The sequence below is a fragment of the Pseudomonas sp. AO-1 genome (genome assembly GCF_019775695.1).
Taxonomy (GTDB): Bacteria; Pseudomonadota; Gammaproteobacteria; order Pseudomonadales; family Pseudomonadaceae; genus Aquipseudomonas; species Aquipseudomonas parakoreensis.
The window spans coordinates 3,981,219-4,001,227 of sequence record NZ_CP079947.1; the positions used below are offsets into that span (position 1 = coordinate 3,981,219).

Genomic DNA, 20,009 nt, shown 5'->3' on the forward strand with positions numbered 1-20,009 from the left:
ACTGTTGCGGCGTCGAGGCATGAGTGACGTCGTCGACGCAGCTACTCTTCTGCACGCACCACGCCGCGCTCCTCCAGCAAACGCACAAACATGCTCAAACTGCGCGACACCGTACCCCGGCGCCACACCAGCCACGTCGTCAGATAACGGAAATCCGCCGCCAGCGGCCAGACGCTGACCGTCGCACTGCCGGGCATGCTCTGCAGCATTTTGCGCGGCATCAGCGCCAATCCGGCACCGGCACTGACGCAGGCGAGCATGCCGTGATATGACTCCATCTCGAAAATCTTGCCCGGCACAGCGGCGTCGGTGCTGAACCATTTTTCGAAGTGGTGACGATAGGAACAGTTGGAGCGGAACGCGTAAATGTTTTCGCCATTCACGTCCGCCGCACGCTGCACCGGGGCGTGATTGAGCGGTGCGATGATGACCATTTCCTCTTCGAACGCCGGCACGCCTTCCAGCGCCGGGTGCAGCACCGGGCCATCGACGAACGCCGCCGCCAAGCGCCCGGCCAGCACGCCATCGATCATCGTTCCGGACGGGCCGGTGGACAGATCCAGATCAACCTTGGGATGCAACTGGTTATACGCCGCCAGCAGTTCGGGAATGCGTACTGCGGCGGTGCTTTCCAGCGAACCGAGGGGGAATGCACCCTGCGGCTCTTCACCGGCGACCGTGGCCCGCGCCTCCTGCACCAGATCGAGAATGCGCCGGGCGTATTCGAGGAAACTCCAGCCAGCCGGCGACAGGCGCAGACGGCTTTTCTCGCGAATGAACAGGTCGACGCCCAGGTCCTGCTCCAGCTGTTTGATCCGCGTGGTCAGGTTCGACGGCACGCGATGTATCTGCGCCGCCGCCGCACTGATGCTGCCGTGCTCGGCAACGGCCTTGAAGATTTCCAGCTGCACCAGATCCACAGTCATTCTCCAATCGTGAAAGAATCGATCTTTATTATTCAGTTTCCAGAAAACAAACGCCACCCTACTCTAGGCCCATCCACTGAACTCGCAGGAGCCAGCCATGAGCCAGATTTCCAGCCAGACCCACGCCATCTCGATCAACCCCGCCACCGGCGAACAGATCGGTCACTACGCCTTTGAATCCGCTGAGGCCCTCGACGCTGCGCTGACCCGCGCCGCGTTCGGTTTCTCGAAATGGAAACGCAAGCCGCTGCAGGATCGCTCCCGCGCCCTGACTGCGCTGGCCGGCGCCCTGCGCGACAGCGCCGAAGCCATGGCAACCATGATTACCCAGGAAATGGGCAAGCCCATCGCCCAGGCCCGTGGCGAAATCGAAAAGTGCGCCAAGCTTTGCGAGTGGTACGCCGAAAACGGGCCGGCCATGCTCTGCGCCGAGCCGACTCAGGTCGAGGGTGGCAAAGCGCGCATCGAGTACCGTCCGCTGGGCCCGATCCTCGCGGTGATGCCGTGGAACTTCCCGATCTGGCAAGTGCTGCGCGGCGCGGTACCGGCGCTGATCGCCGGCAATACTTACGTGCTCAAACATGCGCCGAACGTGATGGGCAGCGCCTACCTGCTGCGCGATGCCTTCAAGAACGCCGGTTTCGCGGACGGCGTGTTTGAAGTGATCAACGTCACTCCCGAAGGCGTTTCCACCGCCATCGCCGACCCGCGCATCGCCGCTGTCACCCTGACCGGCAGCGTCCGTGCCGGCATGGCCATCGGCGCTCAGGCCGGTGCCGCGCTGAAGAAATGCGTGCTGGAACTGGGTGGTTCAGACCCGTTCATCGTGCTCAATGACGCGGATCTGGACGAAGCCGTGCAGGCTGCCGTCATCGGGCGCTATCAGAACTCCGGCCAGGTCTGCGCCGCCGCCAAGCGCCTGATCATCGAAGAAGGCGTGGTCGAAGAGTTCACCCGCAAATTCGTCGAGGCCACGCGTCAACTGAAGGTTGGCGATCCGCTGTCCGCTGACACCTACATCGGCCCGATGGCACGTTTCGATCTACGTGACGAACTCGACCAGCAAGTGCGCGACACCCTCGAAGAAGGCGCGACCCTGCTGCTCGGCGGTGGCAAGGCCCAAGGCCCGGGTAACTACTACGAACCGACCGTGCTGGCCGATGTCACCGACCGCATGACCTCGTTCAAACAGGAGCTGTTCGGCCCGGTCGCGTCGATCATCACCGCCCGCGATTGCGCCCACGCCGTGGCTCTGGCCAACGACAGCGACTTCGGCCTGACCGCCACGATCTACACCGCCAACGTGCAACTGGCCCAGCAACTGACCAGCGAACTGGATACCGGTGGCGTGTTCATCAACGGCTACTCCGCCAGCGACCCGCGCGTGACCTTCGGCGGCGTGAAGAAAAGCGGTTTCGGTCGCGAGCTCTCGCACTTCGGCGTCCGTGAGTTCTGCAACGCGCAGACGGTGTGGCTGGATCGAAAATAACACCGCCCCCTGTAGGAGCTGCGACACGCTGCGATCTCTTGATTTTGATTTTCCAGATCAAGATCAAAAGATCGCAGCCTCGTTTCACTCGACAGCTCCTACAGGGTTTTACGTCGTGCGTTGATTGCGCGAGCGCAATGACCCCAGGGCTTACAGATATTTCAGCCAGGCGATGTCGCGACGCCGCGATTTCAGCGCAGAGAACCAGCGTACCGCCGGGTACAGTGCCAGCGCCAACAGCAGTGACACCAGCCAGATTGCCGCTACTGAATCGAAGCCGAAATAGCTACCGTGGTTAAGGCCGAACAGCGCCACGGCAATCAGGTAAAGCACCTTCAGCACGTAAAGGTGCAGCAGATAGAAGAACATCGGCGCCGAACCGAAGACCGTCAGCCAGTGAATCCAGCGGCGCGTCTGCCGCCGTTCGAACACCCGCAATAACAGCAACCCGATGCTCACCGTCAGGGTGATGAACAGCAGCGATGGCGGGTACTTGGTGATGTTGAAAAACGCCATCAGCGTTTGCACGGTCGTGTCTTCAACCGCCCAAGGCTTTTCGCCATAAGCGTTGATCAGCCGCAGCCCGACGAAGCCCAGCAGACCGGCGATACCGCCCAGCAACAGAGCCTGCTGACGGCTCCAGGCATCAGCCCCGCGGGCGAACCACGGGCCCAGTGCATAACCCAGACCGATCACGCCGATCCACGGCAACAGCGGGTACGAAGTGCGCAAGCGCAGACTGTCACCGACCTCGATCCAGCCCCGGTCATGCAGAATCGCCCATGGCACATGCAGTGCCGACTCCGGCGAAAAATGCAGCCCATCCAGCAGGTTATGCCCGGCAATGATCGCCAGACTCAGCGTCAGCAACAGCCAGCGCGGCAACCAGACCAGCAGCGACAGCGCGATCATGCTCAGGCCAATCGCCCAGATCACCTGCAGATAGATCACGCTCGGCGGTAACTGAAACGTCCACGCGAAGTTCACCAAGGTGAATTCCAGCAGCACCAGAAACAGCCCCCGCTTGAACAGGAAGGCGCTGACATCGGCCTTGCCCGCGTACTTTTCGCCGAACAACCACGCAGACAATCCGGTCAGCAACACGAACACCGGTGCGCACAGATGCGCCAGGGTGCGACTGAAAAACAACGCCGGCTCGGTGTTGGCGATGTCCATCGGATCGGACACCTGACGGTGCAACAGGAACGTCTCACGCACGTGATCCAGCAGCATGAACAGGATCACCAGACCTCTCAAGGCATCAATGGACAGCAAGCGACCGGTCGGCGGCGGATTGGAACGAGCACAGGTAATCGTCATGGACATTTCGCCATCGAGTCAATGAATCAGGGGTCGCAACGGCGAGCCTCAGCAAAAATTCGCGTTACTCTATAACATAAAAAGTCGATCCCCAAGCCAATCGACATTTGCCCAATCACGTCAGGCTTCTATAGTGATCAGGCGCCCCCCGCCCTTTGCGCCAGCTGTCGAGCGTTGCCCATGACCTCAACCGAACACCTGATCATCTGCGAGCATTGCGATTGCGTGTATGAAAAAGTCGTGCTCGGCAAACACCAGAAAACCCTCTGCGTGCGTTGTGGCGGCGTGCTGCAGCGTTATAACGGCTTGACCGTGGAACAGCGGCTGGCCTTGACGTTCACCGCCGCCATGCTGTGGCTGTTCGCCAACTTCTACCCGGTGATGAGCATCAGCATGAAAGGCCTGAAGAACAGCGCGACGCTGTGGGATTCGGTGCTGGCCTTGAGTCAGGGACCGATCACGTTCATGGCGATGGTCGCGGCGATTTCGATCATCATCGCCCCGGCCTTTCAATTGGTGCTGTTGATCTGGGTGTTGAGTTACGCACTGTCTTCTCGGCGGGCACCGGGATTCAAGCTGTGCATGCGCTGGCTGGAAACCCTGCGCCCGTGGAGCATGCTCGAAGTGTGTCTGCTGGGGGCAATGGTGGCGGTGTTCAAACTCGCCGGACTGCTGGATGTGCTGCCGGGCATCGGTTTGTTCGCCCTGGCGGTGCTGAGCCTGATGATGATCCGCATTGCCGGCCGCGACATTCGTGATCTGTGGGACATTCTATGAAGCGACCGGCGACCGCCAGCGAATTGAATCTGTGCCTGTGCCACAGCTGCGGGCTGGCCTGCGACATGACCGACGAACCGCACGAATGCCCGCGCTGCGATGCACCGCTGCATCGGCGCAAGACCAACTCCCTGGCGCGCACCTGGGCCTATCTGTTTGCCGCGCTGGCGTTCTACGTGCCGGCCAATCTGCTGCCGGTGATGAACACGGTGATGCTCGGCAACGGCGCCGACAGCACGATCATGAGCGGCGTGCTGGAGTTCTGGGAGGGCGGCGCGTGGGACATCGCACTGATCATTTTCATCGCCAGCATCGCCGTGCCGGGGATCAAATTCGTCGCCCTGTCGCTGCTGCTGATCACCGTGCAGCGGGGCAGCGACTGGGCGCGCCGTGAACGTTCGAAGCTGTACCGTTTCGTCGAGCTGATCGGCTACTGGTCGATGCTCGACGTGCTGGTGGTCGCACTGGTCGCGGCGCTGGTGAAGTTCCAGGCGCTGGGCGATATCGAACCACGCCCGGGCATCCTGTTTTTCGGCATGGTGGTGGTGTTCACCATGCTCTCGGCGATGAGTTTCGACCCACGGCTGATCTGGGACAATGCCCCGGACGACGAACCGCTCAGCGACGTACCACCTCCAGCAGTACCTGCAACGGATGGCGCAGCGCCTGATCCGACTGGCGCTTGACCTGACTGCGGCAGGAATAACCGGTGGCCAGCGCTTCGCCCTGCTCCGCCGGCGCCTCGACCTGCCGCGCCCAGGATTGCTCGTATATCACTGCCGAGGTTTCACGGTTGCGTGCTTCATGGCCATAGGTGCCGGACATGCCGCAGCAACCGGTGGCCTGCGTCGCCAGTTTCAACCCGGCCCGTTCGAACACTTGCTCCCACTGGCGAGTGGCGGCTGGCGCGTTGGTTTTCTCGGTGCAGTGCGCCAGCAGCCGGAATGACTGCGGCGCGTCGGCACCAGGCTGCTCCGGCATCACCTTGAGCAACCATTCCTGCACCAGTGCAACTTCCGGGCACTCCAGCATGCCGGGCACTTTCTGGTATTCCTGGCGATAGACCAGCGTCATGGCCGGATCCAGCCCCAACAACGGCACGCCGATATCGGCCAGCTCACGCAGTTGTCGGGCATTGCGCAATGCTGCACGGTTGAACGCCGACAGGAAGCCCTGCACATGCAGCGGCTTGCCGTTGGCACTGAACGGCGCCAGATACACCTGATAGCCCAGCCGCGAAATCAGCTCCAGCAGATCCGCCAGCAGCGGCGCCTCGAAGTAACGAGTGAAGGCATCCTGCACCAACACCACACTGCGCTCGCGCTGAGCCGGGGTCAGCGCCGACAGTGTCGAGACCGTCGCTGGCTGCACCTTCCAGCGACGCAGCGCAGCGTGAAAATCAAAGCGGCTGAGCAACGGCACATCGACCATGCCACCAAGGCGCTCCAACTGTTGGCGCACGAACGCAGCGCCCATCAAACCGTTGTACAGCGCCGGAATCCGCGCCATGTACGGAATGCTGTACTCCAGCGAAGCAATCAGATAATCCCGCGCCGGGCGCAGATAACGGCTGTGATACAGCTCCAGAAACCGCGAACGAAACTCCGGCACATTGACCTTGACCGGGCACTGCCCCGCGCAGGATTTGCACGCCAGGCAGCCGGCCATGGCGTCATACACTTCATGGGAAAAGTCTGCACTCTGCCCACGGCTGTTGCGCCAACGGATCCACAGGTTGCGGAAAAACGCCGGACGACGAATCGCATCGGACAGCACATCCACCCCCGCCTCGCCCTGCAAGCGCAGCCATTCGCGGATCAGCGATGCGCGGCCCTTGGGCGATTGCGCACGCTCACGGGTGGCCTTCCACGACGGGCACATGGCGTCGTCGGGATCGAAGTTGTAGCAGGCGCCATTGCCGTTGCAATGCAGGGCCGCGCCGTAGCTTTGCCAGACCTTTTCGTCGATCTGCCGGTCGAGTTCGCCGCGCAGGGTCACTTCGTCGATCTTCAACAGCTGCGCGTGCGTGTTGGCCGGCGTGGCGATCTTTCCCGGGTTGAACTGATTGAACGGGTCGAACGCGGCTTTGAGTGCCTGCAACGCCGGGTACAGCTCACCGAAAAATGCCGGCGCGTATTCCGAGCGCAGGCCCTTGCCATGTTCACCCCACAACAGGCCGCCGTAGCGCTGGGTCAGCGCAGCGACACCGTCGGACACCGGACGCACCAACGCCGCTTGCTGTGGATCCTTCATGTCGAGAATCGGCCGTACGTGCAACACACCGGCATCGACGTGGCCGAACATGCCGTACTGCAAACCGTGGCTGTCGAGCAGTTCGCGCAGTTCAGCGATGTATTCGGCCAAGTGCTGCGGTGGCACTGCGGTGTCCTCGACAAACGGCTGCGGCCGCGCTTCGCCGGCAACGTTGCCGAGCAGGCCGACGGCGCGCTTGCGCATGCCATAGACCTTGTTCACCGCCGCTTGGCCGACCGCCAGGGTATGGCCGAGGCGTTCGACGGTGGTGTCGCTGCTCAAGTGTTCGAGAAAGGCCTCGACCCGGCGTTGCAGATCTTCAGGATCGTCGCCGCAGAACTCCACCAGGTTGATCCCCAGTGTCGGCCGCTCGGCGCTTTCCGGGAAATATTCGGCGACGCCATGCCAGACGATATCCTGCATCGCCAGCAGCAACACCTTGGAATCCACGGTTTCAATCGACAGCGGCTTGAGCGCCATCAGCGCCCTGGCATCACGCAACGCATCCATGAAGCCGGCGTAGCGAATGTTCACCAGCATCGTGTGTTTGGGGATCGGCAGAACGTTGAGCTTCGCCTCGACCACAAACCCCAGCGAGCCTTCGGCGCCGCACAGCACGCTGTTGAGGTTGAAACGATTGTCGGCCTCACGCAGGTGCGCCAGGTCGTAGCCGGTCAGGCAGCGGTTGAGATCAGGGAAGCGTTGCTTGATCAACTCGCCTTGCTCATCAATGATCTGCCGCGCACAGCGATAGACGTCACCGATCCGGTCTTCACGGGCACACAACGCTGTCAGGTCGTCTTCCGCCAGCGCTGCACCGTGCAGGTGTTCACCGCCGCGCAGCACCATGTCGAGTTCCAGCACATGGTCGCGGGTCTTGCCGTAGGTGCAACTGCCCTGGCCGCTGGCGTCGGTGTTGATCATGCCACCGACAGTGGCGCGGTTGGAGGTCGACAGCTCCGGGGCGAAAAACAGCCCGGCGGATTTCAGTGCGGCGTTGAGCTGATCCTTGACCACCCCGGCCTGCACCCGTACCCAGCGCTGCTCGACGTTGATTTCCAAGATGCGGTTCATGTGCCGCGACAGGTCGACGACGATGCCATCGGTCAGCGACTGACCGTTGGTGCCCGTGCCACCGCCGCGCGGAGTGATCACCACTTGCTGATAAGCCGGTTCGGCGATCAGCCGAGCGACCCGCATCACATCCTCGGCATCCATCGGAAACACCGCCGCTTGCGGCAGGCGCTGATAGATCGAATTGTCGGTGGCGAGCACTACTCGGCTGGCGTAATCGGCACTGATCTCACCACGAAAGCCACTGGCTTTCAGGGCTTTGAGGAACTGTTGGTAATCAGTGGTCAATGCGGTGGCGGGCGACAGCTGGGCAATCATCGGTGAGGAAATCTCGGTCAAAATCGGGCCGTGTGGCGGTGAACAGTTGTGCGCAATGAATGATTGCGTCACGCTCCCGCCATCTCATGGTGCTTATTTTCATTGCTTGGCGCCGTCGGGACAAACGTAAAATCGACCCGCAATCCATGACTAAAACGAATGAATCCGCGAACCCTCACCCCTTCCATGTCGTTATTGCTGGCCTTCGAGGCCGCTGCACGCCATGAAAGCTACACCCGCGCCGCCCACGAACTGTCGCTGACGCAAAGCGCGGTCAGCCGGCAGGTGCAGATTCTGGAAAAGATGCTCGGCATGCGCCTGTTCAGCCGCGAAGGCCGGCAAGTGGTTTTGACCGATGTCGGGCGCATGTATCAGCGCGAACTGGCCGAAGCCCTCGGGCAGATCCGCAGCGCGACGTTGCAGGCCATGGCGTTCGGTTCGGGCATTCACAGTTTGCGTCTGGCGACGCTGCCGACCTTCGGCTCGAAATGGCTGCTGCCACGGCTCAAGGACTTCTACACCGCGCACCCGGGCATGACCGTGCACTTGCATTCGCGCATCGAAGCAATCGACTTCGACACCAGCGAAATCGACGCCGCGATCTGTGTCGGCGGCGGTGAATGGCCAGGCCTCAGTGCCCTGCCGCTGCACACTGAGGAACTGGTGGTGATCGCCAGCGCGCAGTTGTCGACGGCCGAACGCGACGACGCCGAACAGCACATCGCCGGGCAGTTGCTGCTCAATGTCAGCAGCAATGCCCAGGCGTGGGCGGAATGGTTCACCCATCATGGTTTGCCACACCGCAGCATGCGCATCGGCCCGAGCTTTGAAATGACCTCACACCTGATTCAGGCGGTGCGGGCGAATATTGGCGTCGGGCTGGTGCCGCGGATTCTGGTGGAGGATGAATTGCTCAACGGCGAACTGCTGCAACTGGGGGAGCCGATCACCAGCCGGCGCAGCTATTACCTGGTGTATCCGCCGCGCAATGAGGCGTTACCGTCATTGAAAGCGTTCAGGGACTGGTTGGTGGATACGCTGTGAACAGCAGCAGTGCTTTTTTAAAGGTGGAGGCGCACTCGGCCCCTTCAACAGTGGACTATCCAACGGTTTTCCGTCTGGCCCAAAGAACAGGTGTTCATATTTCTTTGGCATTGGTTGTGGTGCGCGGGCGCTCATAATCAATCCTCTGATGCCGGGCTGAATTCAACCCATTTAACCTTCGCGGAATCTATCAACAAATATTCGGCGCCCAAAGGCGCCACATTGCCATCTTCATGCAGCCAACGCGGCTTATGGATCACGAACTGGCCGTTGGCTGATTCCGGCGGCCACTCGGCCGGCCAACCAAGTACGCGCCTTTCGTCATGCAAATGCAGGGTAATGAGTCGATCAAGTTGGGCGAATGCGCAGAACCATTCGCTTGGGTAAGAAGATTGTTTCGTTACGTTTCTGCTACGCAACCAACCATGTAGCTTGTCATTGGTCGCCAGACAACAGGACAGCAATCCAAGTACCAGCGAACAAAAGATTGCCCAAGACGTCTGCGCCTTGCCATCCCATATTCCTACGGAAACCCCCTTCATCCCCACCCACAAAAGGATCTCGCCAATACTTGTTACCACCCCATGAATCACAAACGTAAAAATCAACGCCTGCACAATCTGCCCAAACGTATCAGGTCGCTTGAATGAAGTGAGCGTGTAGAAAATCCAAGTCGAGACAAATCCGGGAATCAGATACTGCAACAACGGAATAACTTCTTTGACCAGATCATCCATGATCCGTGGCTCCTTGAAAGGCATGCCCCACTGGTTACCGGGCAGCACTCAAAAGCCTAGCGCACACTGGAAAACGCCTCGTGCCGATCTGTCACAACGCTTTTCGCAAATTCACAAAGCAAAAAAGCAGAAACCGTTGCTGCGGTTTCTGCTTTTCTGGCGGCGGGTTTTGCAGCTGAGGCCGGGCTTTACAGGCAGTCACGCACCGATTTGCGCAACGACCCGGACTTGGCCCATGGCGGTCCCTGATACAGGGAAACCCGGCTGCCGTCCTTGTACTTGATGATGTCAAGAATCTCGTCGGCGGTAACAATGCTCGGTGCCGTGATCCGGTAACCATTGGAAATCGCGGTCTGCGTGGTCTTCGGAATGTCCTGCTGCCACAACGGCAACAAGCACGCGGCATAGTCTTTAGGCGCCTTGGTGGTGGTCTTGCTGAGATTCGGCTCGCCCGGAACCAGCGATGCTGGCAATGAGCAACCCGCCAGCAATGCCAACGCCAAACTCCCGATCCATATCCGCATGGTGTTTCCCTGTTTTGAAAAAAAGCGAATGTAACGTGTAACCGGATGTACATCCAGCGCGACGCCTCGCCCACAAGGGGGATTGGACAAATATTTACATGCATCCAGCCCGATGGCAGACGAGCTGCGCATCATCGCTGAAAAATGCGGCTACTCTGTTTTACCGAGAATGTTCCGGAGGTGATCATGCGGCTCAATGAATACGAACACGAACTTCAACGCGACCTGCAAGCCGTTGCATCGGATCTGAGATGGTCGGCGGTCGACCTCAAGCGCATCGCCGAACAGCTGCGCAAGAGCGGCAATGAAGCCGATGCCCAAGCGGTTCTGAGGTCTTGTGAGGTGCTGCAAAGTGATGAAGAACGCTTGCAGTCCTATGCCAAGGAAGTGAAGACGCGCTCCATAAGCCGGATCAAGGTTCACTGATCCCCCTGCCCTCGACAAAAGCCCCGGTCATCACCGGGGCTCTTTCGTTACATCTGCTTCAATTTGCAGTGTGACTTCGCGCTCGCGCCGAGCGTTGTCTGTAACCCGGCAACGCAGCGGCGTAGGCCAGCGCTTCCTCTCTGCTACCAAACGATGCCAGCCGGTCGCCTTGGGTACAAACCCGCCAAGGGCCGTTGTTCACGCTGAGTACGTCGTAGCCGTTCATGTGCATTTTGTTCAGAACAGGAATGCTCATGGGTACCTCCTTTTTGCTGACGGTGGTTTCAGCTGAGCTTTTTTACCTTACACCCTGTTGCCGCAGATGTGCCGACCGGGTGTCGCGACAGTCATGTGCCAAGGCTCTGGCACTTTCCGTCTCTCCACCCGCTCAAACCTTGACGGAACCTTTGAATCCGGGCCAGGCTCGAATATTGCAGTTTTATTTCATTTATGTGACACGCAACAAACAGGTAACAGATGAAAGTACGCGCAACCGTCATTTGCGAGCAGGATCGACACGTTCTGCTGGTCCGCAAACCCCGCTGTCGCTGGACACTGCCCGGCGGCAAGGTCGAGCCTGGGGAAACCAGAGCCGGGGCGGCGACGCGCGAGCTGCAGGAAGAAACGGCACTCAATGCCGAGCAAATGTTGTATCTGATGGAACTGCACAGCGGCAGCACCCAGCATCATGTCTACGAGGCTTCGGTGCTCGACCTTGAGCCGTTGCGCCCGCAAAACGAGATCATCGAATGCATCTGGCATCCGCTGGACGCGGTGCAGAATCTGCCCACCAGCGACGCGACCTTGCGCATCGTGCAGGCATTTCAACGACGCTTGTGAGGTTTCAACCGGCAAACGCCCGGCGCCCGGCGCTGATTTCCGTGCGCAATTCGCCGATGAAGTTGGAAAGATCGCGGATCGTCACCAGATGCTCCGGCGAAACCCCATTGAGCAACAACTCGACTCGCCCGGAGTCAGGCTCATAAACCTTGATCCGCAGCAGTCCCTGCTCCACTTGTGTGCATTCGCATTCAAGCGACGGAAAGCCGGACTCGACAATCCGGCAGATGTCGGCAATGGCTAACATGGGTACACGCCTCGCAGGCGTTGAGTCGGTCGACCCGTTGAGCATAGATGAGCCATCAGCAACCTGCCGCCCCGGCAATTGCCAACCCGCTCACATATTTGACCCCGCCTCAGTGCGCGTCGTGATCCCAGATCCAGTTCCAGATGCCCGGCAACTGCACCGGCTGCGAACTCTGCTGAACCGTTCGTGCCAGCGCCGCTTTCTGCAGCGCCGCGTGATCGTCGTAGAACGCTTTGTCCGCCAGCCTCACGCCCGTGGCGGCGGCGCTGTCGAGGAGGATCTGCAAGTATTCGCGAGTATGTCGCGCGGTGTAACGGTTGAGGTCATGAAAGGTCACCACCACCGGAATGACGCCGTCCACGGTTGGTAATTCGCCGCGGGCAATGCGCTCGCGGACTTCCGATAGCTGGCGCAGCATATTCTCCCGACGTCGGGGGCTGGCGTTGAAGCCCCAGATCTTGCCGTCATTGGCGCTCAAATCGGTCAGCAACACATGCAGACCGTGTTGCTGATAGGCGGCGAAGGTGCGCTTGTCATAATTCCAGAAGGGCGGACGCAGCAGGATCGGCGCAGCGCCGGTGATCGCGGCGATATCCGCCGTGCCATTGCTCAGCGACTGCTCCAGCTCTTGCGGATCAAGCGAGCGATGGTTGGTGTGCCAATGGGTGGCGGTGTGGAATCCGAGGATGTGCCCTTCGGCGTATTCGCGTCGCATGATGCCGCGGCCAATCTCACTGTTGCCGGCGCGGGGCGCGCGGGTCTGGACGAAGAACACCGCTTTGATGTCCGGTTGCACCGGGTTGTCCTTGAGGCTGTCGAGCACTGTCGCCGACGGGTTCCACAAGCTCGAAGCGCTGGGGCCGTCATCGAACGTCAGCAGAAACCGTACCGGCGCCTGGGCCTTGAGCCGGGTTTCGGTCTGCGCGGTCATTTCGATCGGCGCGGCAATGCAGCCGGCCAGCCCGAACGCGATGGCCGCTGCACAGAGAAGATTGAACGCGTATTTCATGTTTTGCCTTGCGCCTGACCGTTGCGGTCCTGTTGTCGTCCGGCAAAACTCCCTCGCCCTGATCCATCCCTGCGCCCGGCTATTCGAGCCAGCGTTGGATAGGGTACACAGGCTTTGGTTCCGGCGCTCGCTCAGTCCGCCAATGCCTGTTGAAACGAGGTGTCGATGATCCCGGCAGTGGCCAGCGGCGCCGGCAAGGCCTTGACCTTGAACAGGAAGTCGGCGGTGCTTTGCAGGTCGGCGGCGGCCTGTCGATCCACCGGCCCGATGCTCATGTGCGCCTGGCGCAACCAGTGCCGCGACACCTGCTGATCGAGATTGGCCTTCTTCGCCCACAGATCCGCATATTCATCGGTGTGGCTGTCGACCCACGCCCGCGCCCGTTTCAAACGCTCGAGAAAATCGGCAATCGCCGCACGCTTGCTGTCGATCGACGGCGCCGACGCGGCAATCGCGCTGAGGCCCGGCATCAGGTTTTTCGCCGTGAGAATCGGCCGCGCACCGGAGAACACGATTTGCTGGGAGATGTACGGTTCCCACACCGGGAAAGCGTCGATGCTGCCCTGTGGCAATGCCGCCGCAGCGTCAATCGGCATCAGCTTGACGAAGTCGACGTAGTTTTCCGGCAGACCGCCCTGCTCCAGGGCGCGCAAGGTCAGCTGCTGGCTCCACGCGCCAGGCCAGTAGGCGACTTTTTTACCCTTCAGATCAGCAATGGTTTTCACCGGAGAATCCTTCGGCACCAGCAAGGCGATGGTGTCCGGGTTCTGCCGCGATACCCCGATCAGCTTCACCGGCGCCTGTTTGGCAGCAAGAAACAGAAAGCCCGAATCACCGAGAAAGCCCAGATCCAGCGAGCCGGTCTGCAACGCCTCAGCCAGTGGTGCAGCGGCCTGGAAATGTTTCCAGTCGACGCTGTACGGCGCGTCTTTCAACACGCCGGAGGCCTCGATGGAGGCACGGATGTTGTAGTAGTTCTGATCACCGACGTGCAGGACCAACGACTCGGCGGCGTAGGCAAGCGGTGCGCTGAACAGTCCAGCAATCAGTGTGATTCGCAAGAATTTGGAGAGCTTCATGGCGGGTCCTGCAATGGGATTTGCATAGACGATAACGCTCTTGATTGGCGCTTTTTAAATTCGATTAATGCATAAGCTCAGCACACCGAATGCTCACTGTTCGCTGTGCAACAGTGCGATACCAGCGTGTTGCCCAAGCAACAGTTGAAAGCCACCAAACCCGGCGAAAAACCCGTAAACATTGGCTGATACGCACATGGCACAGAGCCTGCAATATTCCATTCATGCAGGAAGCAGCCATTGAAAATATATTTTTGGACATAAAAACAGTGCCTTTGCCGGAGCGCCGCCATGACATCCTTCTCACCTTTTTTCCGCCTCAAAACGCTGCTGGTTGCCAGCGCCATGGCGCTAAGCCTGCAACCGCTGGCTCACGCCACCGAAACGGCGCCCGCCGAAGTTCATCTGGACTACGCCTACTACTCACCGGTCAGCCTGGTGCTCAAGCATTTCGGCTTCCTCGAAAAAGCCCTGCCGCAGACCAAAGTCAGTTGGGTGCTCAGCCAGGGCAGTAACCGTTCGCTGGAATATCTGAACAGCGGCGGCGTCGATTTCGCCTCCAGCGCCAGCCTTGCTGCAGTGCTGAGCCGCGCCAACGGCAGCCCGATCAAATCGGTCTATGTTTACAGCCGCGCCGAATGGACTGCGCTGGTGGTGCGCAAGGATTCGCCGTACCAGAGCGTCGCCGACCTCAAAGGCAAGAAAATCGCCGCCACCAAAGGTACCGATCCTTACCTGTTCACCCTGCGCAGCCTGCAACAGGCCGGGCTGAAGAAAGACGACGTTGAGCTGGTGCACCTGCAACATCCGGATGGTCGCACCGCGCTGGAAAAAGGTGATGTGGACGCCTGGGCCGGACTCGATCCGCACATGGCCGCCAGTCAGGTGCAGGCCGGTTCGCGTCTGCTGTACCGCAACCCGGCGTTCAACAGTTATGGCGTGGTCAGCGTCACCGAGCAGTACGCCAAGGAGCATCCGCACACCATCGACACGGTGATCAAAGCCTACGAGCAGGCGCGACAATGGGCGCTGCAAAATCCGGACGAGTTCGCCGCCCTGCTCGCCAAGGAATCCGGCCTGCCGCTGGACGTGGCCAAACTGCAGTTGTCGCGCACCGACTTGAGCAGCCCGCAACTGACCGCCAACGACGTGCAGGCGTCCAAGGCGGCGGCACCGATTCTGGTGTCCGAGGAATTGGTGCGGCGTGGGGTGAATGTCGATCAAGTCATCGATCAGTTGCTCGACAGTGGTGTGCAGCAAGCCGTCGCCCGCCAGTAACCGACCAGACTCACAGTCCATCCGCGTCCGCTGCGGATTCGCTGTGAGCGGAGCCCATGTATGACCACTCGCAGTAACGAACTGCCCGCACCTCCTCGGCGCTTGTCGAGGCCGCGAGCGTCATCCCTCAACCCGACATGGCGACGGCGCTTCAAAGGTCTGGCCCTGCCGCTGCTGATCGTAGTCGTCCTGGAGTTCATCGTGCGTCTCGGCTGGCTGCCGTCCTACCAAATGCCGGCCCCCAGCGAGATCGCCCTGACCCTCACCGACCTCGCCGAAGGCGCGCTGTGGAAACACATCGGCGCCAGCCTGATCCGCGTATTGCTCGGGTTTGCAATTGGCGCCAGCCTGGCGCTGGTGTTCGCCGCCTGGGTCGGCCTCAGTCGTGAGGCCGAGGCGTATCTGGAACCGATGTTCGCCGCGCTGCGTTCGATTCCGAGTCTGGCCTGGGTGCCGCTGTTGCTGCTGTGGCTGGGCATCGATGAAACCTCGAAAATCGTGCTGATCGCCATCGGCGCGTTCTTTCCGGTGTACGTCAACGTGGTCGCGGCGATTCGCAACATCGATCGGAAACTGGTCGAGGTCGGGCGCATTTATGGCTTCAGCCGCCTGCAACTGGTACGGCGGATTCTGTTGCCGGCCGCCCTGCCCGGCCTGTTCACCGGTCTGCGCAGCGGCATGAGTCTGGCGTGGATGTTTCTGGTGGCCGCCGAGCTGATCGCCGCGACCAAGGGCCTCGGTTATCTGCTCAGCGACGGCCGCGAAACCTCGCGACCGGACATCGTGCTGGCGGCGATTATCGTGCTCGCCTTGCTCGGCAAACTCAGCGACGGTTTGCTCGCAGTGCTGGAACGCCGCTGGCTAATCTGGCGCGACACGTTCACCGGTCAGGCGGCGCAGGATTGATTGGCCAGAGCCAACTAAGCTGAAAGCGTGCAACCGGAGATTCAGCGCATGTGCGGAAGACTCTCGCAGTACCGTGGCATTCACGACTTTGTCGCGGTGCTGAGCATTCCCGATGCGCTGATCAATCACGTCGGCGACGCTGCGCTGGAGCGCTACAACGCGGCGCCGACCACGTCACTCGCGGTGCTCCATCAACATGATCAACGCCTGTATGCCGACAACCTGCGCTGGGGCTGGCGTCCGCACTGGGCCAGGGACCGCGCGGCACCGATCAACGCCCGTGTGGAAAAAGTCGCCCATGGCCCCTTCTTCCGGGCGATCTGGCGTCATCGGTTGATCGTCCCGGTCGACAACTGGTTCGAATGGGTCGACGGCCCGGATAACACCCGACAGCCGTGGCTGATCCGGCGGGCCGATCACGGGCCGGTGTTCTGTGCGGCCATCGGCCAGTTTCCGACACCCGGCAGCGAAGCCCGGGACGACGATGGTTTCGTGATCATCACCGCCGACAGCGTCGGCGGCCTGCTCGATATCCATGATCGCCGACCGGTGGTTTTTCGCCCGGAGCTGGCTGCCGAGTGGCTCGACCCGGCAACACCAGCGGAGCGTGCCGAGCAGATGCTGCTGTTCGAAGGTGAAGCCAGCGAGGCATTTGCCTGGCACAAGGTTGGCAAAGCCGTCGGCAATTCGCGCAATCAGGGCGCCAACCTCATTGAAGAAGTGGCTTAAAGATCTGTGATCTCACGCGTTTACCCTGTAGGAGCTGCCGCAGGCTGCGATCTTTTGATTTTTAATTTTTTAAAAGCAAGATCAAAAGATCGCAGCCTGCGGCAGCTCCTACAGGTGATTACAGGTGACACTCGATCTTTACAACTGGTGTTTCATCGCTGAAACAGCCCGAAAAAAACAGTCGTTTGAGCGATTTAACCGCTTGTCTGACATTTCAACCGTCATACATACATTTAGATGCACTACGGATAGCATGCGCGCCGCATTTCCAATTGGCATACCAGTTGACCAAAGAGTCAACAAACCAGGAATCCCCTACAACTTTTACCAAGCCTTGCAGAGAACTAAGTTGCGCGACGATTTTGCAATCAAACAGGCCAACGGCCTGGAGTGTATCTATCTGTCCATGACAGAACGCTTTCAACTCGACTGTTTTATCGGCCACTACATCAAGACCCGAAACCTGCGTTCAGTGCCGGACATCGAACGTATTCTGCGCACCACGCTCGAGGGCTATCCCGGCCACCCACCGGTGATGGTCAATGAGCTCAATGCGTGGATCGACAAGACTTTGGGCTATCGGGCGTCACATCCGGACTTCCCGCACCTGGAAGACCTATGAAACAACAAAAAGCCCCGCATCTGCGGGGCTTTTTGCATGGGGCTGTCAGAATTTCACGTCGGGCCCGGTGAGTTCCTTGTCATCGTCGTGCTTCCACGTCTGTTCCTTGCGTTTCTCGCGCTCGATTTCCTCTTCGCTCGGTTCGTCCACTTCGTCGTCTACTGCCTGGTTTTCATCCGGACGCTTCTGCTCGGTCGTCATGTGAACTTCGCCTCGTCGACAATAATCATCCAATAAGCGTAGAACAGTTTTTCCCCGTCAACTTACAACCACCAGCGCAACAAAAAGAAAAACGCCATGCTTAAAAGCATGCTGAGTAACGTATTGCGGGTGTACAGCACCAAGCCGATCGCAACCAGCGAACTCAGCAAATACGGATTATCCCACTGCACATTCAACTGTTTGTCCGGCATGAACACGATTGGCCCGCAGATCGCCGTCAACATTCCCGGTACGGCAAACCCGAGAAACTGCCGCGCGTTGCTGCTCAAACGCAATGGCAGGCGCGGTTCGAGAAACACGTAGCGGTTGAGGAACACCAGAATCCCCATGCCGACAATCACTGCCCAGACCATCATGTGCGCCCCCGATACAGCTTGTTGCAGACAAATCCTGCGGTCATCCCGGCCAGCCCCGACAGCACCAGCGCCGAGCCCCATTGCCAATAGCTGAACAGCACCGAGCAGAACAGCGACACCGCCACGCAAACCACGGTCGGCACGTTACGCACCACCGGGGTGATCAATGCGATGAAAGTGGCGGCAATCGAGAAGTCCAGGCCCAGATGCTCAAGCCCCGGAATACTGCTGCCCAGGACGATGCCGGCCAGGGTGAACAGGTTCCACGCGATGTAGAACGTCAGACCGACGCCCAAGGCATACCAGCGATTGAACTGCTGACGGTCATGCTGGCTGGTCAGGGCAAACAGTTCATCGGTGAGCAAAAAGCCCAGACCGATACGCCAGCGCCCGGGCAGCGGCGAGATCACCGAGCGCATGCTCATTCCGTACAACAGGTGCTGCGAGGTCAGCAGCAGTGTGGTCAGCAGAATCGAGAAAATCCCGGCACCGCCCTTGAGCATGCCGATCGCCACCAGTTGCGCGGCGCCCGCGAACACAATGCTCGACAGGCCCTGCCCCTGCAGCGGTGTGAGATTGGCTTCGATCGCCATGGAGCCGGCCAGCAGCCCCCACGGCGCCGTCGCCAACGATAACGGCATGATCGCCGCAGCGCCGCGAAGAAACGCACGGCGCGGCATAAGTGAGTCAGACATAACGCTCTTCAACCGAGGAAACGGTCGCAGACTCTGCCAGCAAATGCCCCTTCGTGGCTTGAACAATCTTGCGCACTTACGCTGAATCGTCGCGCCCCGGCGTCGCTGTCGGCGTACCATGGAGGCCTTCACAACCGTGTCAGGGAGACGACATGCTGTACCGAATCGCAGCCGACGGGCTGGTGCTGTTCCATCTGTCATTCATTCTGTTCGTGCTGTTCGGCGGGCTGCCGGTGCTCAAGTGGCCACGCCTGATGTGGTTGCATCTGCCGGCGGCGGCGTGGGGCGTGGCGGTCGAGGTGTTGCACCTGACCTGTCCGTTGACCTACTGGGAAAACCTGATGCGCCACGCCGCCGGGCAGACCGAATACGCCGGCGGCTTCATCGAGCACTACGTGTGGCCGATCATCTACCCCGCAGGTCTGACGCCACAGATCCAGTTGGCACTGGGCAGCGTGGTGCTGGTGATCAACCTGCTGGTCTACGGGCGTCTGGCCCGTGCGTGGAAACTGCGCCGCGCCAGCCGCATCCCGTTTTAACGCGCGGCGGGTTTCAAGGCTTGCAACCAGGCCGGATCCAGGCGCTTCTGGTCGATCTCCAGACCCAGCGCCTGCATCCGCTCCTGGTGCGCTGCGACCTCCCGCTGCAACTGCGCGTGATCGCTGGAGTTACCGTCCAGTTCGTGCATCTGGGTCAAACCCAGATGATAGAAACGCAGCACCTTCATTGCCGTCGGATCGTTTTGTTCAACGGCCGCTGTCACCTGATGCATCACGTTGGTCACACTCATCAGGCTGCGCTTGAGCCGCCAGCTATAGACCGCCGGGGCCATCCACGGCTGCTGCCAGAACTGCCCGCGCATCAGCGCCGCCGTCAGCAGAAACGCGACGAACACTCCGCCGACATTGAAACGCAGATTATCGCCGCCGGGTTCACCGAACAGCGCCACCGCCGCCGTCGAAAGCGCCATCGCCAACACCAGGAACAGCACGGCAATGATCAGCGTGCTGCGACGGGTCTGCTGGCGAAACGTTGCTGGGTCCATCGGCTGGATCTCGAACATCAGGCATGACTTCCTTGAACGATAAAAAGGGCAACGGAAAAAACTCGTTGCGCATTATCGCCTCTGTGCACGATT

The 20,009-nt window shown here is 60.2% G+C and carries 24 protein-coding genes; 11 read left to right on the forward strand and 13 right to left on the reverse strand.

The features are described 5' to 3' along the window. Window positions 1-41: 41 nt before the first annotated feature. Window positions 42-920 carry a LysR family transcriptional regulator gene (locus KVQ82_RS18165; protein ID WP_041063049.1) on the reverse strand — a complete coding sequence of 293 codons (879 nt, stop codon included), beginning with the start codon at window positions 918-920 and terminating at the stop codon, window positions 42-44. A 103-nt stretch (window positions 921-1,023) separates the two neighbouring features. Here KVQ82_RS18165 and KVQ82_RS18170 point away from each other — a divergent pair, with 103 nt between their 5' ends. Further along, a complete protein-coding gene (locus tag KVQ82_RS18170) occupies window positions 1,024-2,415 on the forward strand; it encodes an aldehyde dehydrogenase family protein (protein ID WP_222015042.1) in 1,392 nt (463 codons plus the stop codon). 150 nt (window positions 2,416-2,565) lie between these two features. Here KVQ82_RS18170 and KVQ82_RS18175 read toward each other — a convergent pair whose 3' ends face one another. Continuing rightward, window positions 2,566-3,735 carry a DUF1624 domain-containing protein gene (locus tag KVQ82_RS18175; protein ID WP_222015045.1) on the reverse strand — a complete coding sequence of 390 codons (1,170 nt, stop codon included), beginning with the start codon at window positions 3,733-3,735 and terminating at the stop codon, window positions 2,566-2,568. A gap of 180 nt (window positions 3,736-3,915) precedes the next feature. Here KVQ82_RS18175 and KVQ82_RS18180 point away from each other — a divergent pair, with 180 nt between their 5' ends. Then, on the forward strand, window positions 3,916-4,512 hold the full coding sequence (locus KVQ82_RS18180) for a paraquat-inducible protein A (RefSeq protein ID WP_041062800.1): 597 nt from the start codon (window positions 3,916-3,918) through the stop codon (window positions 4,510-4,512). Then, the gene (locus tag KVQ82_RS18185; RefSeq protein WP_222015046.1) at window positions 4,509-5,198 is read left to right on the forward strand and encodes a paraquat-inducible protein A; all 690 of its coding nucleotides are present in this window, start codon (window positions 4,509-4,511) and stop codon (window positions 5,196-5,198) included. Before KVQ82_RS18180 ends, KVQ82_RS18185 begins: the two co-directional genes overlap by 4 nt. Here KVQ82_RS18185 and KVQ82_RS18190 read toward each other — a convergent pair. Then, a complete protein-coding gene (locus KVQ82_RS18190; RefSeq protein WP_222019425.1) occupies window positions 5,131-8,157 on the reverse strand; it encodes an FAD-binding and (Fe-S)-binding domain-containing protein in 3,027 nt (1,008 codons plus the stop codon). The two genes, KVQ82_RS18185 and KVQ82_RS18190, sit on opposite strands and share 68 nt — an antisense overlap. Before the next feature lie 159 nt (window positions 8,158-8,316). Here KVQ82_RS18190 and KVQ82_RS18195 point away from each other — a divergent pair, with 159 nt between their 5' ends. Then, window positions 8,317-9,201, forward strand: coding sequence for a LysR substrate-binding domain-containing protein (locus KVQ82_RS18195; RefSeq protein WP_041062806.1), 885 nt, complete (start codon window positions 8,317-8,319; stop codon window positions 9,199-9,201). A 137-nt stretch (window positions 9,202-9,338) separates the two neighbouring features. On the opposite strand, the gene KVQ82_RS18200 is transcribed toward KVQ82_RS18195, so the two are convergent. Both KVQ82_RS18200 and KVQ82_RS18205 read right to left on the reverse strand, forming a co-directional pair. Further along, the gene (locus KVQ82_RS18200; RefSeq protein ID WP_222015047.1) at window positions 9,339-9,938 is read right to left on the reverse strand and encodes a DUF6338 family protein; all 600 of its coding nucleotides are present in this window, start codon (window positions 9,936-9,938) and stop codon (window positions 9,339-9,341) included. Between the two features lie 188 nt (window positions 9,939-10,126). After that, complete coding sequence (locus tag KVQ82_RS18205; protein ID WP_041062809.1) at window positions 10,127-10,462, reverse strand: hypothetical protein; 336 nt, start codon at window positions 10,460-10,462, stop codon at window positions 10,127-10,129. A 186-nt stretch (window positions 10,463-10,648) separates the two neighbouring features. Here KVQ82_RS18205 and KVQ82_RS18210 point away from each other — a divergent pair, with 186 nt between their 5' ends. After that, a complete protein-coding gene (locus KVQ82_RS18210; RefSeq protein ID WP_041062819.1) occupies window positions 10,649-10,888 on the forward strand; it encodes a hypothetical protein in 240 nt (79 codons plus the stop codon). A 58-nt stretch (window positions 10,889-10,946) separates the two neighbouring features. On the opposite strand, the gene KVQ82_RS18215 is transcribed toward KVQ82_RS18210, so the two are convergent. Continuing rightward, on the reverse strand, window positions 10,947-11,144 hold the full coding sequence (locus KVQ82_RS18215) for a hypothetical protein (RefSeq protein WP_041062822.1): 198 nt from the start codon (window positions 11,142-11,144) through the stop codon (window positions 10,947-10,949). Window positions 11,145-11,365: 221 nt separating this feature from the next. Here KVQ82_RS18215 and KVQ82_RS18220 point away from each other — a divergent pair, with 221 nt between their 5' ends. Next, a complete protein-coding gene (locus tag KVQ82_RS18220; protein ID WP_222015048.1) occupies window positions 11,366-11,728 on the forward strand; it encodes an NUDIX hydrolase in 363 nt (120 codons plus the stop codon). A gap of 4 nt (window positions 11,729-11,732) precedes the next feature. Here the strand turns inward: KVQ82_RS18220 and KVQ82_RS18225 are convergent, their stop codons facing one another. From KVQ82_RS18225 to KVQ82_RS18235, 3 genes are all read right to left on the reverse strand, one after another. Beyond that, window positions 11,733-11,975 carry a DUF1652 domain-containing protein gene (locus KVQ82_RS18225; protein WP_041062828.1) on the reverse strand — a complete coding sequence of 81 codons (243 nt, stop codon included), beginning with the start codon at window positions 11,973-11,975 and terminating at the stop codon, window positions 11,733-11,735. A 109-nt stretch (window positions 11,976-12,084) separates the two neighbouring features. Next, a complete protein-coding gene (locus tag KVQ82_RS18230) occupies window positions 12,085-12,984 on the reverse strand; it encodes a polysaccharide deacetylase family protein (RefSeq protein ID WP_222015049.1) in 900 nt (299 codons plus the stop codon). A 131-nt stretch (window positions 12,985-13,115) separates the two neighbouring features. Beyond that, a complete protein-coding gene (locus KVQ82_RS18235; RefSeq protein WP_222015050.1) occupies window positions 13,116-14,063 on the reverse strand; it encodes an ABC transporter substrate-binding protein in 948 nt (315 codons plus the stop codon). Between the two features lie 291 nt (window positions 14,064-14,354). Between KVQ82_RS18235 and KVQ82_RS18240 the strand changes: the two genes are divergently transcribed. The 4 genes from KVQ82_RS18240 (at window position 14,355) to KVQ82_RS18255 (ending at window position 17,598) form a co-directional block, all read left to right on the forward strand. Further along, window positions 14,355-15,341 (forward strand): aliphatic sulfonate ABC transporter substrate-binding protein, encoded by a 987-nt coding sequence (locus tag KVQ82_RS18240; RefSeq protein WP_222015051.1) that lies wholly within the window; start codon window positions 14,355-14,357, stop codon window positions 15,339-15,341. A gap of 60 nt (window positions 15,342-15,401) precedes the next feature. Next, window positions 15,402-16,247 carry an ABC transporter permease gene (locus KVQ82_RS18245; RefSeq protein ID WP_222015052.1) on the forward strand — a complete coding sequence of 282 codons (846 nt, stop codon included), beginning with the start codon at window positions 15,402-15,404 and terminating at the stop codon, window positions 16,245-16,247. Between the two features lie 48 nt (window positions 16,248-16,295). After that, complete coding sequence (locus KVQ82_RS18250) at window positions 16,296-16,976, forward strand: SOS response-associated peptidase (protein WP_222015053.1); 681 nt, start codon at window positions 16,296-16,298, stop codon at window positions 16,974-16,976. Window positions 16,977-17,325: 349 nt separating this feature from the next. Next, the gene (locus KVQ82_RS18255) at window positions 17,326-17,598 is read left to right on the forward strand and encodes a hypothetical protein (RefSeq protein WP_047294946.1); all 273 of its coding nucleotides are present in this window, start codon (window positions 17,326-17,328) and stop codon (window positions 17,596-17,598) included. Window positions 17,599-17,643: 45 nt separating this feature from the next. On the opposite strand, the gene KVQ82_RS18260 is transcribed toward KVQ82_RS18255, so the two are convergent. From KVQ82_RS18260 to KVQ82_RS18270, 3 genes are all read right to left on the reverse strand, one after another. Further along, entirely contained in the window at window positions 17,644-17,799 is a 156-nt protein-coding gene (locus KVQ82_RS18260) for a hypothetical protein (RefSeq protein ID WP_174376867.1), read from the reverse strand. A gap of 62 nt (window positions 17,800-17,861) precedes the next feature. After that, window positions 17,862-18,173: an AzlD domain-containing protein gene (locus KVQ82_RS18265; protein WP_177327894.1), complete on the reverse strand. Its 312-nt coding sequence runs from the start codon at window positions 18,171-18,173 to the stop codon at window positions 17,862-17,864. Further along, a complete protein-coding gene (locus tag KVQ82_RS18270; RefSeq protein ID WP_027612977.1) occupies window positions 18,173-18,871 on the reverse strand; it encodes an AzlC family ABC transporter permease in 699 nt (232 codons plus the stop codon). Before KVQ82_RS18270 ends, KVQ82_RS18265 begins: the two co-directional genes overlap by 1 nt. Before the next feature lie 152 nt (window positions 18,872-19,023). On the opposite strand from KVQ82_RS18270, the gene KVQ82_RS18275 reads away from it, so the two are divergent. Then, window positions 19,024-19,410, forward strand: coding sequence for a DUF2784 domain-containing protein (locus tag KVQ82_RS18275; RefSeq protein WP_222015055.1), 387 nt, complete (start codon window positions 19,024-19,026; stop codon window positions 19,408-19,410). On the opposite strand, the gene KVQ82_RS18280 is transcribed toward KVQ82_RS18275, so the two are convergent. Continuing rightward, window positions 19,407-19,934 carry a DUF3087 domain-containing protein gene (locus KVQ82_RS18280; protein WP_086790878.1) on the reverse strand — a complete coding sequence of 176 codons (528 nt, stop codon included), beginning with the start codon at window positions 19,932-19,934 and terminating at the stop codon, window positions 19,407-19,409. The genes KVQ82_RS18275 and KVQ82_RS18280 overlap by 4 nt on opposite strands. Window positions 19,935-20,009: the final 75 nt, after the last annotated feature.